The organism is Undibacterium sp. RuRC25W, assembly GCF_049339825.1.
In the GTDB taxonomy this organism is placed as follows: domain Bacteria; phylum Pseudomonadota; class Gammaproteobacteria; order Burkholderiales; family Burkholderiaceae_D; genus Undibacterium.
Window position 1 is genome coordinate 1 of sequence record NZ_JBMPPD010000006.1, and the last position, 15,463, is coordinate 15,463.

Genomic DNA, 15,463 nt, shown 5'->3' on the forward strand with positions numbered 1-15,463 from the left:
CTTTGCTCACATCAAACAATTTAGGCGGGTTGCAACGCGATACGACAAACTCGCTGAACGATTTGCTTCATTTGTGGCAATTGCAGCTTCGATGCTTTGGTTAAAATAAATGTCAACACGCCCTAATAAATTCGCTTTCTAAAGACGATAAAAAAGTAACGATTTATATCAAAAGATTTGTAATAAATAGTATAAGAATCGCCCCGCACTATGTTGGTGATGGCGTGCATTCTTCTTTCTGGAACTATCGTAATTTTGATAATTATAGTTATTCAAAAAACGATAAAAACAATTAATTCGAGTAATTCTGATCGTTTTAATTTGCTGATATGAGTTAAGTGCAAATTTTATTAAATTGCCGCCCTTTTTTTGTGCGACGCACTGAAATTCAATTAAATGCAGGAGCTGGCTGCCTGCGTAAAGATATCTTGAAACATTACTGTTACTAAATTCTAAAAGTGTCTCTTTTGCACACGTTCATCCAATTTGGTCACGTTGACAGCCAGATCGTCAAAATGTTTTGATGCATTACGACGAGGTTTTGGCCTGTCAACGAAAGTAGTTGATTACGCAATTCAACGCCACTGTTTGGACATCAACGACGTAATAAAAATATAAAAATAATTGAATTTATGGCTGACAACATCGTTTGCCAAAAACATTAACATCTTTGGAGAAAGTGTCATGGTTGAAAAAATAGTAGCCCGTTCAATACGACTCATGTTTGTTGGTGGTATCGCAGTCAGTGCAATGACGCAAACTGCCTATGCACAGCAAGCACCCGCCGCAGACGCACCCTTGCAGCAGGTTGTGGTGACTGGTTCGATGATGAAGCGTGTTGATGCAGAAACCGCCGAAGCCGTTACGATCATTAAGTCCGAAACCCTCAAAGATATGGGCGTGACGAGCGTTGAACAGGCATTGGCATTGGTTACATCGAATAACTCCACAGTCACGACGGCGGTCGCGGTCGGCAGTTTCAGTGGCGGTGTTTCAGAGGCAAGCTTACGCGGCCTCGGCGCAACGAAAACATTGGTGTTACTCGATGGTCAGCGTCTGGCAAACAACGTCGCCAGTGGCGCAGGTGTCGATTTGAATACGATTCCGTTTTCAGCCATCGATCACATTGAGGTGCTGCGTGAGGGTGCGTCCGCCCTCTATGGCTCTGACGCGATTGCAGGTGTAATCAACTTCATTACCAAAAAAGATCTCGTCGGTGGTGAAATCAACGTTGGCGCTTCTTTACCTCAGAGTGCAGGAGGTAAGTCTGGCACGTTCGACCTAGCATGGGGTAAAGGAAATCTGTCTGAAGACGGTTATAACTTTATGGCGACCCTGAATCATTCAGAACAGAAAGAACTGAAGGCTTCGCAGCGTTCTTTTGCCAGTACCGGCTACAACCCTGCGTTAGGTTTGGCAAACGTCAACGGTGTGTACGGGACGGCGCCAGGTTCCTACACTGATACTAACGGTAGCTTGTGGCAAGTCGGCTATCCTAGCTGTGGTAACAACAAGAATGTCATCGCTTTAAATGGTAGCTGCCAATTTTTGTATTCTTCAGCGGTTGACCTGATTCCAAAGTCCACATCGACATCTGGATTACTGCAATTTACCAAAGCCCTCGCTGGCAACAACACCCTGACAGCACAATATTTTTATAGCCGTTTTGAGTTAACCACATGGGGTGGTCCACAGAGTTACAGTTTCAATGTTAACCCGACCAACGCTTATTTCCCAACGGCGGGTAATTCTACTTGCGTTTCTTGTACGACGGCGACACCAAACTTGACCGATCCAATTACGGCTTACTGGACTGATCTGAACAACAATCGTTATCAGGGCGTTACCAACACTGAACAGCGCTTCTTGCTCACTTTTGCAGGAGCTAACGCTGGCTGGGATTACTCGACATCGTTTGACTGGAGCCAAAATAAAGGCGTGCAACAAGTGTATGGCGGCTATGCTAATTACGCGAAGATTTCGACAAATAACACGCTCAGCGATTTGATTAATCCGTTCGGACCGCAATCTGCTGCGGGCCAGGCGTTGATTAATAGTGCTTACACGAATGGCGATCTATCGTCCGGAACCTTGACACTCAGCAGTTTCAATGGTCACGCCAGTCACTCGCTGGGTGATGTGTTTAACGCAGGTCGTCAAGTGCAGTTTGCGGTTGGTTTCGATTTCCGTAGCGAGAAAATCAGCGAAACCCCAACCCAATTGGCGACGGACCTCTACACGGCAACGTACTACCCGCCAACAACGGTCGTCGGTAGCCGCAATTCCAAGTCTTTGTTTGCCGAGGTCAACGTTCCTGTCAGCAAAAAACTGGACTTTACCGTCTCAGAACGTTTTGATCAGTTTAGTGATTTCGGCTCCACCAATAACGCCAAACTGTCGTTCGCCTATCAGCCTACTGATATCCTGAAAATCCGTGGATCAGCATCGACTGGTTTTCGCGCACCAACGCTGGTCGAAGAATATTCACCAAACACGCTCGGTGCCGCTGCCGGTAATATGACGGGTCCAGGCTGCCCAGCTGGAACGACTAATCCGATTTTTACCAATACCATTTGTAACTCACAAGGGATGGCGCTGACGGGCGGCAATGCTAAATTGAAACCAGAGACTTCGAAAAACTTTGGTCTCGGTTTTATCATTGAACCAATCAAAAATCTGGATATCACGCTCGACTATTACAAAATTATGGTCCAAAACGAGATTCAGATATTGCCTGATACCGTCATTTACAACGACCCCGTGACCTACGCGAGCAACTATAAGTTAAACAGCGCCGGTAGCTTGACGCCGGCACCTGCAGCGAACATCCAATGTCCGACGCCTTCGGCTGCGACTTGCGGATATGTGATTCAAACCAACCAAAACACCGGTGGTATTAGTACGTCTGGCATTGATCTGAGTGCAAGTTATGTCCTCAACACCAGCTATGGTAAATTCCGCTTCAGTGTGGAAGGGACTTATGTGCTGACGTATAACTTGCAAGAGTTTTCGACCGGCCCTCAATTGAGTCTGGTTGGGCAATTTAATCAGGGTAACCAGCCTGTGATCCGCTTCCAAGATCTGCTGTCGATCGATTGGACGCAAGGTCTCTGGGGTGCCGGCCTGAGTAACCACTATATGTCCAAATATCAGGACTTTACGACCGACGCTGCGGGTAATAACATTGATGTTGGTGCTTATTCCATCTGGAATGCTCATGTGAGCTACAAGCCATTCAAAGGTATGCGTGTGGTGTTCGGTATCGACAACTTGCTCAATACAAATCCACCGTTCTCTAACCAAGTCCAAAATTGGCAAGCTGGTTACAACCCAGTCTTCTCCAGTGCGGTTGGCAGAGCATATAACTTGCGCGCGACTTATCAGTTCTGAATGTGACGTGTAACGAGGTTGAGTGCTTATCCACAGGATAACTGCTTAGCCGCGGGTTTGAAAAGGATGTCACTGATCAGCAAACATCCTCGTCAATATCGCCGCACTTAGTTTGTTGTAGAGAATGGTACGTACCACGTACCATTCTCTGTATTGAATCACGATTCTAATGAGAATCTACGCCTCGATATGCAACTTTCAACGCCGTTCTAGTGTGTTCATCTAAAAAATCAACGGACGTACTTGCTAGCTAAAAACTGCAAAAAAACGCGGCTCTCCAGCTCAATACCAATAATTGCTGTGCCTCGCTGACGAAAACCTCGATCCCCGACTAACCACGTGACTGACGTCGTGTCTTTTTTGATGGAGATGTGTTGCGTTATAGATACATCCACAAGAGATAAATGCTCAAAGCAGAAATCGACATTCTTTTTAAAAGAGATGAATTACAAGCAAGTTTTGATGATGATCGCACTGATGTGGTGCAATATATTCCATTTAAGATACTTTTTTATACCAAAATAATTTCTATCAATTTCCTAGAAAATCACTCGAAGTATGTTTGATTGGTTGGTTTTCGTGAAGATAATTCGGAATGTAAAAAAAATGCACATCAAAGTAGGTAATTGTTCGTTTGATTAAGCTAAATATGATCGTTCTTAGTGCAATAGGCGCGAATGGTGATGAACCAGAAAGTTGCATTGCGAACATAGGGCGACTGTGGTTTTTTTGAGTAAACGAAAAAGACTTACTTGACACATAAATGTTCAAAATGTTTCCATACACCATAAATATTTTTTCATAATTTGGTCACATTAATTGATGTCACTAAAAATGAGATACAAAAATGTCTGAGGAAATGTTTGTATAAATTCTTAGTATTTAATAAGTCGAAATAAATCGAAATTCGATACGAGAGTTAACTGCGTAGACACGTAAGTTTAAAAAATTTAAGGAGGAGTTTTTATGGTTGAGAAAATATTAGCGAAATCAGTACGCCTGATGTTCGTTAGTGGTGTAGCAGTCAGTGCACTAGCTCAGACAGCAATCGCGCAAGAAGTTGCAGCTGACACGCAAAGAGTTGAAATTACCGGATCATCGATTAAACGTGTGGAGAGTGAAGGCGTTCTCCCTGTGACAGTGATGAAGCGCGAAGATATCGAGCGCACTGGCGCGACGACTGCGCAAGATCTGGTGAATATGATCCCAGGTAACTTTGGCGGTGGCGTTGTTGCAAATAACGTCGGTGCGACAGGTGCTCCATCAACAGCGAACTTGCGTGGTTTGGGATCAAAGTACACGCTGGTATTGTTGAATGGCCGTCGCCTCGCAAACTTCGCCATCGGTAGCAATCCAGTTGATTTGAACAGTATTCCGTTGTCCGCGATCGAACGTATCGAAGTATTGCGTGATGGCGCTTCTGCGGTGTACGGTGCTGACGCTGTTGCTGGTGTTATCAACTTTATTCTGAAGAAAAACTACCAAGGTTTAGAAGCCTCCTTTTACGGCACAAAAGTTGACCAAGGTGGCGGTGATACACGTAGTTTCAATGTAACAGGCGGCTACGGCGACTTGGGCAAACAGGGCTTTAACATTCTGTTGAGCGCAAATCACGAAGGCGACGACGTACTCAAAGCGCGTGACCGTGCATTTGCATCTACGGCAGTACGTCCTGATATCGGTATCAACAAAGCGTCACCTCGTGACGGTGTACCTAACTTTAACTTTACAGATACTTTAGGTAACAAGTACGTCGGCGTTAACCCGTATCGTTATGTTGGTTGTAATAATCCTGCATTTGCATTGGTTATCATCAACTCACAAAAGTGCGGTACCGACTATGTGAAGTTTATTGATCTGATTCCACAGCAAACACATGATAACGTGGTCGCACGTGGTGTATTCAAACTGAATGATCAGCATGAGTTGTATTCTGAAGTAACGCATACTGAAGATAAGACCACAGCAACGTACTCTCCAGCACCATATACTGTCAACATGACATATCCTGCTGGTGGTCGTTTCTATCCGACATCTTTCACGATTCCTGCAGGTTACACAGTTCCAGCTGGAAGTACTTACACATTGCCAAACGGCACAGTGTTGCCAGGTGGATCCGTATTGGCAAATAACGTTGTTGTGACACCAACAGGTAATATGTCAGGAACATGGCGTACGGTCGCTGGTGGTGGTCGCCAAGACATTACGACAACGAAGAGTGAACGCGTTCTGATCGGTTCCCGCGGCGAAATCGCTGGATGGGATTACGACACAGCCCTTTCCTATTCCAAAAATGAGGTAAACATTGCTTTTGGTAATGGCCAGTTTTCATACGCTAAACTGACACCGTTAGTAAAATCTGGTGCGATCAACGTTTTTGGTGCACAGGATGCGACAAGTCTTGCTTTGTTGAATAGCGCTCAATTGACTGGTGAATTAGAGAATAAGGGTTCATCGGTTGCTAAAGAATTCGACATACGTTTCTCTAAAGAAATTATGCAAAACACCTACGGTCCAGTTGGACTGGCGATCGGTGCGAATTATCGTGTAGAAAACCTTGACCAATACTCTGCTCCAGTACTGGCCAGTGGTGATCAAGTCGGTGGTGCTGGTCCAATTCCTAGTGTAACTGGTGATCGCAAAGTAACAGGTTTGTTCACAGAAGCGTCTATTCCAGTTTATAAAGACTTAGAAGCAAGTCTTGCTGCACGTTATGACTCCTACAAAAATGGTTTTGGAACGTCGTTTAGCAAAGTTAGTCCGAAAATTGGTCTTACATATAAACCTTCACAAACTTTGTTAGCTCGTGCATCGTATGGTACAGGTTTCCGTGCTCCTACTTTGTATGAAAACTTACGTCCATTTACTTCTGGAAATAACACTAACAGTAACTTTAGTGATCCAGTCCGTTGCCCAGGTGGTAATCCGATAAATGGTACAGTTGGTGCATTGCAAGATGAGTGTAATGTTCAGTTGCCAACAGCTACATCTGGTAACGCTAATTTGCAACCAGAAAAATCTAAGCAATATAGCTTGGGTCTGGTGTTTCAGCCAACAGCCAATTTCAGTGGATCGATTGACTACTGGAGTGTGACAATTGATAACGCAATTCAACAATTGTCCGAAAACTCTGTTATGGGTAATCCTTCTGCTTACGCAGCTAATTTCTATCGTTATGACCCAGCACTGTATCCAAATGGCTGGTCTGACGACGGTAAGCAAACTGGTGCAATCAAAGGCAGCACAAACCCTAATTTCCCACTGGCTTATATCAATTTGCCTTTGGTTAATGCAGGTAGTTTCTTTGCCTCTGGTATCGATTTGAACCTGAACTATAAACAAAAGATTGAATCGATTGGTCAGTTCACAGCCAATTTTGATGGTAGCTTGTTCACAAAACACGGTTATCAGTATCAAGGTTCGGAATCAGTAAGTGATCTCGGAGCGTACAAAGACTTTGGACCAGCACCACGTTGGCGTCATATGATCACGGTATCGTTTAACCGTGGCGTATGGTCAGCTTCCGTAACAGATAACTACACAGCTGGTTACCATGATTTTGTTAATCAAGCCTCAGTAGGAAATACTAACTACCCAGCAGACAGAAAAGTTGCGGCTTACAACACGTTTGATGCAACTCTGGGATGGAAAGGTCTGAAAAATATGGATGTTACTCTTGGTATCAAGAACATCTTTAATACAGACCCTCCAGTATCACGTACTGAAGCTAATTTCCAAACTGGCTATGATGCTTCGTTCACTAACCCATTAGGTCGTGTTTTCTACGCACGTGCTCGTTACAAATTTTTCTGATAAATAGTTAGAAAATACGTTGTAAAAAAGTAAAAAATAAAAGAACCCAATGATGATAGAAATATCATCGTTGGGTTCTTTTTATATGTTAGCGTCAAAGAATGTTAGAAGATAAACAAGTCGGAAAATAGAAAAACGACAAAAATCGCATCGTTAATTTTTCTACAGCCGATAAAAAACTATTCGCTTATTTGGCAGCAACTAACTTACCCGCCGCATACGTCGCTGCGATACAGCGATCATCGCCCAGCATTGCTAGTACGAATAACTGCTCTTCTACTGAATTTACATGACTACTACGGCGCGCTAATAGTGGTGTCGCTTGTGGATCAACGAGGATAAAGTCAGCCTCGTTACCTGCTTTAAAATTACCTATCGTGTTTTCTAATTGCATCGCCCGTGCGGCACCCAGAGTCGCGGTGTAAAACATACTGGAAGCTGGCAGATAGCGGCCTCCCATACGCGCTACTTTGTAGGTTTCATTCATGGTTTGCAGCATCGAAAACGAGGTGCCGCCACCCACATCCGTCGCCATCGAGAGCGGTACATGAGCCGCTTCTGCTTTATCAAAATCAAACAATCCGCTACCCAAAAATAAATTAGATGTCGGACATAAAGCGACCGCCGATTGCGTTTCTGCCATGCGTTGACGATCGGTATCATCGAGCCAGATGCAATGCGCGTACATCGCACGGGGACGCATCAGACCGACGCGGTCATAAATGTCGAGGTAACTACGCGCTTCGGGAAACAACGATCTGGCCCATGTACATTCATCTTTGTTTTCTGCAACGTGTGTCTGGATAAACGTGTCCGGATAGGCTTTTGCTAACTCGCCTGTGAGGTGTAATTGCTCCGGCGTCGAGGTGGGCGCAAAGCGTGGGGTGAGGGCATACAACTGGCGACCACGCTGATGCCATTTGTTGATCAGCGCTTCGCTATCGCGTGCGCCAGTTTCGGCAGTGTCTTGCAAGAAGTCCGGACAATGTCTGTCCATCAGCACCTTGCCCGCGACCATGCGTAAATTGCGTTGTTCGCTCTGACTGAAAAATGCCTCGACGGATTCTGGATGGACGGTGCAATACACCATCGCGGTCGTTGTGCCAGAACGCAGCAGCTCATCCAGGAAGAACGATGCCACATTGTTTGCGTGGGCTGGATCCTGAAACTGTCGTTCGGTCGGAAACGTATATTGCTCAAGCCATGGCAGCAAACCGGGTGCCGGAGAGGCAATCATATCCGTTTGCGGATAATGGATATGGGTGTCGATAAAGCCCGGCATAATGATTTTACCGGGATGGTGTTCAACCGCTAACTCGGCCGGTATCAGGTGCTTTAACGTGTCGTAATCGCCTGCTGCAGCGACTTTGTCGCCATCGAGTAATAGCAAACCATCGTCGTGCCAATGCATCGCACCGTCGTGACGTGCAGGATCATCCGTAAAATGTAAAAGGCTGGCGCGCAGAGCAAAGGTGATAGTCATGAATTTACTGATGTTGAGAATGTTGTTGTACAGCGGTGACGGCCCTTAAAATCGCCTCACCAGTCGCGGGTGCGGTCAACGGTGGACTGACTTTACCGTCACCGACACTGGCAATCGCGTCGCGGATCGCAAAAAATACCGAAAAGGGTAACAGTAACGGCGGTTCACCGACTGCTTTTGAGTGATGGATACTGTTGGCTACATTCGTATTTTTAAATAAGCGGACCCGGAAATCTTCTGGGCAATCGGAAATGGCTGGGATTTTATACGTGGACGGCGCATGGGTGGTAAGCTTACCCTTGGCGTTCCAGACCAGTTCTTCTGTCGTCAACCATCCCATACCCTGAATAAACGCGCCTTCAACTTGACCGATATCGATCGCTGGATTGAGCGAGTTCCCCGCGTCATACAAGGCGTCTGCGCGGATCAGTTTCCATTCCCCAGTCAGCGTATCAACGATCACTTCAGAGACCGCCGCACCATAAGCGTAATAAGAAAATGGGCTGCCTGTCATGGTTTTACTGTTCCATGTCAAATGCGGTGTCGCATAGAAACCATCCGACCATAATTGCACCCGCGCGAAGTATGCTTTGTTGACGAGTTCTTCAAAGGTCAAACGGTGGTCGCCCCACACTACCTGGCCGTCATAAAAATGGACTGTTTGCGCATCACCACCGAACGTTGTTGCTGCAAATTCAGCCAGACGCTCACGAATCTGCCGTGCTGCATCTTGTGCTGCCTTTCCGTTCAAATCCGCACCAGTCGATGCAGCGGTTGCAGAGGTGTTGGCAATTTTGGCGGTATCTGTGGCGGTGACGCGTATCTGTGCAAGTGGCACGCCCAGTTCATGTGCCACAACCTGTGCCACTTTGGTATTAAGACCTTGTCCCATTTCGGTGCCGCCATGGTTGACTAACACCGAACCATCCAGATACACATGTACCAAGGCACCCGCTTGGTTCAGATGGGTGACGTTAAAGGCAATCCCAAATTTATGCGGCGTCAGTGCCAGTCCTTTTTTGAGGATAGGACTGTTGGTATTGAATGCAGTGATCTCAGCACGACGGCGTCGGTAGTCGCTACTATCCTCTAATTCCGCCACTAGCTCATGGATGATGTTATCGACGACTTTTTGGCCATAATGGGTGACGTTACGTCCTTCTTCGTCATTTCGTCCGTAAAAATTGAGTTTGCGTATATCGAGCGCATCTTTCACTAAAAGACGCGCTATTTCATCAATGACGTACTCAATTAAGATGGCACCTTGTGGTCCGCCGAAACCACGGAAAGCCGTATTGGATTGTGTATTCGTTTTGCCGCACATCGCGCGGATATCGACGTCCGATAAGTAGTAGGTGTTGTCGACATGACAGACCGCGCGGGTGGCAACTGGCCCCGATAAATCCGCCGAAAAACCAGCGCGTGACACCATCTCGAATCTGGCACCAAGAATCAGACCCTGATCGTTGTAGGCGACTTCGTAATCGTAGTGAAACTCATGGCGCTTACCCGTTACCATCATGTCATCATCACGGTCAGCCCGTAATTTCACTGGCCGTTTCAGGCGAAACGCGCACAACGCCGCCGCCGCCGCCCATAAGCCAGATTGTGATTCTTTACCACCAAATCCACCACCCATACGACGACATTCAACCTGCACATTATGCGAAGGAATCGCTAATGCATGGGCCACGATATGCTGCATTTCGCTTGGATGTTGTGTCGAGCAAAGTACGGACACGCCGTTTGATTCTTTTGGAATCGCATAGGCGATCTGACCCTCCAGATAAAACTGCTCTTGTCCGCCGACTTGCCAGCTGCCTTTGATGTGAAGTGGTGCGGCGGCGATTGCTTCTTGCGCGTTACCACGTGATAGGGACATCGGTGGCAACACAAACGATTGTGCTTCTTTTGCTGCACGTGGATGCAGGATGGCAGGTAATGATTCATAGTCCACTATTGCCAATCGCGCGGCACGACGCGCGTGCTCATGGCTTTGTGCGACCACCACAAACAATGGCTGGCCGACATACTCAACGACACTGTCCGCCAGAATCGGATCATCCTTGATAATCGGACCACATTGATTGGTACCAGGGAAATCCTGCGCGGTATATATCGCGACGACACCAGCGGCAGCGCGAACGGCATCAAGATTGATGCTTACGATCTTTGCGTGTGCCTGTGCCGACAAACCCAGTGCGGCGTGCAGCGTACCGATCAACTCAGGCATATCGTCGGTGTAATTTGCGGTTCCTGAAACGTGTAAAACCGCCGATTCATGCGGGTGCGATTTGCCGACTTCTGCCCAATGCGCTGAAGTATTGCTTGTGGTTAGCGTTGATTTCATGTCGCCTCCACGGAGGTTGCGCTGGCTGCTGCAAATGCATTGACGTGGTGTTGTGATAACGGTGCGTCAGGACGCGTCTCTAGCCAGAACCGGCGTAAGAGGTTTTGTGCGACTTGTAATCGGTAGCTGGCGGAGGCACGCATATCCGAGAGGGGGGCGTAATCCTGCGCTAAAGCGGTGATGGCGTTGTTGAGTGCTGCTTCGTCCCATAATTGATGCGTCAACGCGTTCTCAGCGTGAGGTGCACGCTTGGGAGTGGCTGCCATACCGCCAAAGGCAATTCTTACCTGACTCAGGCGACCATCAGTGAGGTCAGCACAAAAGGCAGCGCAGACGGCGGAGATATCCTGATCAAACCGTTTTGCTAATTTATACGTGCGGAAAATTCTGTTGGCTTTCGGCAAAGGAATGCGGACCGCGCTGACGATTTCGTCTGCACGCAGATCTTTTTTCTGGTAACCGAGATAAAAATCTTCTAGGGGCAATTCACGTTCACCCTCCGTACCATGCAAAACGATGCGGCTACCAAGCGCGATCAACCATGGCATTGAATCGCCAATGGGGGAGCCATTCGCAACATTGCCGCCTAAGGTGCCAGCGTGACGGATAGGCAAGGAGGCAAAACGCTGCCACAATTCATTGAGCTCGTCTGGGTAGACTTGGCAGATGCGTCGGTAAGCGTCGTCAAGGCTGACCGCTGCGCCGATATCAAGCATGTCGTCATGTTGCTGTATGCGGTGTAGTTCCGTGACGTTGCCGAGATAAACAATATGTCCCAGATCACGAAATTGTTTAGTGACCCAGATGCCGATGTCCGTGCCGCCCGCCAGCAAGCAGGCTTGTGGATGCGCCGAACGCAAAGCGATTAATTCTGCCATTGAATGTGGCGCATAGAAATGCTGGCCGTTGTAAGTATAGTCCAGCGCTTGGGTTCGCTCCAGCTTGACTAACATCTCAAGTAATAATTTTTTATCAAACTGCACGCGTGGTAGTTGCTCCATCTTGTGTGCCGCGTCGATGATAGGACGATAGCCAGTACAACGACACAGATTGCCTGACAGCGCAATATCAATTTGTTTGCGTTCTAGTGGCGCACAAGGTGGCTCGCGGTCGAGATACAAATCCCATAACGACATGACAAAACCCGGCGTACAAAACCCACATTGAGAACCATGGCAAGCAACCAACGCTTGCTGCACTGGATGTAAATGTTGATCCTTAGTTAAATCTTCTACCGTAAAAATCGCTTTGCCATCCAGCGTTGGCATCAATTGCAGGCAGGCATTAACGGATTTCATCTCCACCTGACCATCTTTGACTTCGCCAATGACAACGGTACAAGCGCCACAATCACCCTCGGCACATCCTTCTTTTGTTCCTGTGCAATGGAGGTCTTCACGCAGATGCTGTAGCAGCGTCCGAGTCGGTGGGATATGGTCGACGGAATGGGTTTGCTGTTGAAAGAAATAACGAATCGTGCCGGACATGAGAACTCCGAAGGGAAGTGTTGTGAAATTGCACGCAAAAAACTTCAATACTATTTATTTCTAAGGTTAGCATTCCATAACGGAAACGCTATATGCAAATGATGATGCTGTATATCAATCTAGGTGCCCTCAACGAGTAAACCGATAGCAATTTCAAAATCTATCACCACATTCGTAGCCTTTTTCACCTTAGAAGCAAAGAAAATTCAGAGCATCTTTCATATCGCGATTCATAATTAGTTTGATTAAAGTTTGTGCAGATGAAAAGTTGAATCTAAATTGAAACCGTCATGGCATGGACATATTAAATTTAAAAACCTTCCGCCAAGAAATAGCATAAAAAAGACATTTCCATTGGGCAAAATTAAAGTATATTTCTACCTTACATTACGAAAATTAATTTACATCGTAATGCCGGTTTTGATCAAAATCGGCTAAAAACCGACGTAAGGAACGAAACAGAACACAGAACAAGACCGGAAGTAGAGAAAGTAGATATAAAAAGAATAGCAAGCGGTACATATTTACCCGGGGTCGTCTCAGAAATCAGCGCAAACCGGGATTTTGTTTGTTTTAACCATTTTTTCAGAGTAGTTACGCAATGAATTTCTCAAATATGACCGTAAGTAAACGTCTGGGGTTGGGTTTCGCTCTGGTATTGGCATTCCTTGTTGCCGTCGCCATTGTTGGTATTTCCAGAATGGCGCAGATTCAGGGACGCTTAGAAAACATTGTTAATGTTAGCAACGTGGAAACGCGCTTGGCATTAGACATGCGAGCAACTGTGTATGACCGTATGGTTTCGTTGCGTAATCTGACGTTGCTCAACGATGCAGCAGATATGGAAAAAGATCTGGCAAAAATTGCCGATCAATCAAAAAAATATGCAGAAGCAAATGACAAACTTTTGAAACTCTCCGAGACTGACGGTGGTCCGAGCGCAGAAAAGAAAGAACTATTAAATAAGCTCAAAGAGCGTGAGACTGCAGCAGCAGCACTGCCCGCCAAAGCCCAAGAATTAGGTCTGGCAAATAATCCAGAAATGGCGACGATTGCTCTGATCAAAAAAGTCCGACCAATTCAGCAAAGCTGGTTAGATTCGCTCGATGAATTAGTCACATTAGAAGACAAAGTTAATTCTCAGGTTGCTGCCGATGCGAATTCCGCGTTTAAAGCAGCGACCACGCTGATGCTCATCCTTGGTGCGTTGGCATTAGCAGGTGGTATCGTCGCTGCGGTGTATATTAGCCGCAGTTTGCTCAAACAACTCGGTGGTGAACCAAATTATGCGGCACAAATCGCAGGTCAGATTGCTGCGGGTGAATTAACTGCCCCTATCGACGTTGAAGCAGGTGATCAAAGTAGCCTGATTTTCGAAATGAAAAACATGCGCGACAGTCTGGTTAACATTGTTGCACAGGTCCGTTCTGGTACGGATACGATTGCGACTGCCTCGAGCGAAATTGCGATGGGTAACCTCGATTTATCCTCACGTACTGAGCAACAGGCAAGTTCACTCGAAAAAACAACTTCCTCGATGCGTGAACTGACTACCACTGTTAAACAAAATGCGGATAATGCCCGTGAAGCCAATCAACTGGCCGCATCGGCGTCAGAAGTGGCTCGCCAGGGTGGTGTTGTTGTCGCGCAGGTGGTTGATACCATGGGGTCGATCAATGAGTCGTCCAAGAAGATTGTCGACATCATCAGTGTGATTGATGGCATTGCCTTTCAAACCAATATTTTGGCTTTGAACGCAGCGGTAGAAGCAGCACGTGCTGGTGAACAAGGTCGTGGTTTTGCGGTGGTGGCGGCCGAAGTGCGTAATTTGGCACAACGTAGTGCTGCTGCTGCGAAAGAGATCAAAACCTTGATCGATACCTCGGTTGAAAAAGTCGAAATTGGCACGAAACTAGTGGGACAAGCGGGTGTGACTATCGATCAGGTTGTCAGTAGCGTCAAACATGTCACCGATATCATTGCTGAAATCACAGCTGCCAGTCAGGAACAGAGTGTTGGCATCGAAGAAGTCAACCACGCCATCATTGAAATGGATGGCGTTACACAGCAAAATGCGGCCTTAGTAGAAGAAGCCGCGGCAGCTGCGCAGAGTTTGCAAGACCAAGCAGCAGAGTTAGCGAGAGTGGTCAGTGTGTTTAAATTAGGTGGTAACGATAACCTGCTCACGCATCGCATGGCAGCAACGGCGCCTGTTCCTAAGCGCGCTGAACCAGCCTTGAGAGTGAACAAGCCAAAAGCAGCAAGACCAAAATCTTTACCTGCTGCTCGCTCAGTACCCCGTCCTGCACCAAAGTCCGCCAACGCGTCAAATCCATCGTCCACATCAAACAGAACGCAAGCGGCGGATGATGGTTGGGAAGAGTTTTAATACAGAATAAATAAGACCGTTATTTATATATTGACCAGAAACGAAAAGAACTATGATCATGAAATCTCCGCTTTCTACACTCCTGTGCTCGCTGCTCTTTGTTGCAGCTTCCTCCGCGATGGCTGCTGAAACAGCGCCAGTGATGGATAACAAGTCATGCGATTCACCCAAGTATCCAAAAGCAGCACTGATGAACGAAGAGACAGGCACTGTTTCTATGGGATTTTTAGTAAGTACAGATGGTAAGGTTGTTGAATCTAAAGTTGAAAAATCCAGTGGCTCCAAAAGTTTGGATAAAGCAGCGTTGACAGCCTTGAGCCTGTGCAAATTTAAAGTCGGTACGAAAGACGGTAAGCCAGAACAATCTTGGGCAAAAGTTGATTTTGTCTGGAAACTTGAATAAGAGAATGGTGAATCATTGAATGATAAAAAGGGAAGTGCAATCAGATTGCGCTTCCCTTTTTTTGTTGATAATGGCTTATGTTCAAAAAACGCCAGCATGCGCTGGCGCTTCAATACACATGATCGTTACTTAGATCATGTGCAGAACG

At 46.6% G+C, this 15,463-nt stretch carries 7 protein-coding genes and 1 pseudogene; 4 read left to right on the forward strand and 4 right to left on the reverse strand.

Going from position 1 to position 15,463, the window contains the following annotated elements:
* The 3 genes and pseudogenes from ACO0KV_RS04530 to ACO0KV_RS04540 all read left to right on the forward strand — a co-directional run.
* Nucleotides 1-109 (forward strand): annotated as a pseudogene (locus ACO0KV_RS04530) (IS5/IS1182 family transposase); the annotation flags it as partial.
* A gap of 575 nt (nt 110-684) precedes the next feature.
* Nucleotides 685-3,390, forward strand: a complete 2,706-nt coding sequence (locus ACO0KV_RS04535) for a TonB-dependent receptor (RefSeq protein WP_423040334.1) — start codon at nt 685-687, stop codon at nt 3,388-3,390.
* Nucleotides 3,391-4,356: 966 nt separating this feature from the next.
* A complete protein-coding gene (locus ACO0KV_RS04540; RefSeq protein WP_423040336.1) occupies nt 4,357-7,203 on the forward strand; it encodes a TonB-dependent receptor in 2,847 nt (948 codons plus the stop codon).
* A gap of 187 nt (nt 7,204-7,390) precedes the next feature.
* On the opposite strand, the gene guaD is transcribed toward ACO0KV_RS04540, so the two are convergent.
* The 3 genes from guaD to xdhA are packed head-to-tail and all read right to left on the reverse strand — an operon-like array spanning nt 7,391 to nt 12,523.
* Nucleotides 7,391-8,686: a guanine deaminase gene (guaD, locus tag ACO0KV_RS04545; RefSeq protein ID WP_423040338.1), complete on the reverse strand. Its 1,296-nt coding sequence runs from the start codon at nt 8,684-8,686 to the stop codon at nt 7,391-7,393.
* Between the two features lie 4 nt (nt 8,687-8,690).
* A complete protein-coding gene (xdhB, locus tag ACO0KV_RS04550) occupies nt 8,691-11,036 on the reverse strand; it encodes a xanthine dehydrogenase molybdopterin binding subunit (RefSeq protein ID WP_423040340.1) in 2,346 nt (781 codons plus the stop codon).
* Entirely contained in the window at nt 11,033-12,523 is a 1,491-nt protein-coding gene (xdhA, locus tag ACO0KV_RS04555) for a xanthine dehydrogenase small subunit (RefSeq protein ID WP_423040342.1), read from the reverse strand. Before xdhA ends, xdhB begins: the two co-directional genes overlap by 4 nt.
* Before the next feature lie 616 nt (nt 12,524-13,139).
* Between xdhA and ACO0KV_RS04560 the strand changes: the two genes are divergently transcribed.
* Nucleotides 13,140-14,912, forward strand: coding sequence for a methyl-accepting chemotaxis protein (locus tag ACO0KV_RS04560; protein ID WP_423040344.1), 1,773 nt, complete (start codon nt 13,140-13,142; stop codon nt 14,910-14,912).
* Here the strand turns inward: ACO0KV_RS04560 and ACO0KV_RS04565 are convergent.
* Nucleotides 14,868-15,428, reverse strand: a complete 561-nt coding sequence (locus ACO0KV_RS04565; RefSeq protein ID WP_423040346.1) for a hypothetical protein — start codon at nt 15,426-15,428, stop codon at nt 14,868-14,870. The two genes, ACO0KV_RS04560 and ACO0KV_RS04565, sit on opposite strands and share 45 nt — an antisense overlap.
* Nucleotides 15,429-15,463: the final 35 nt, after the last annotated feature.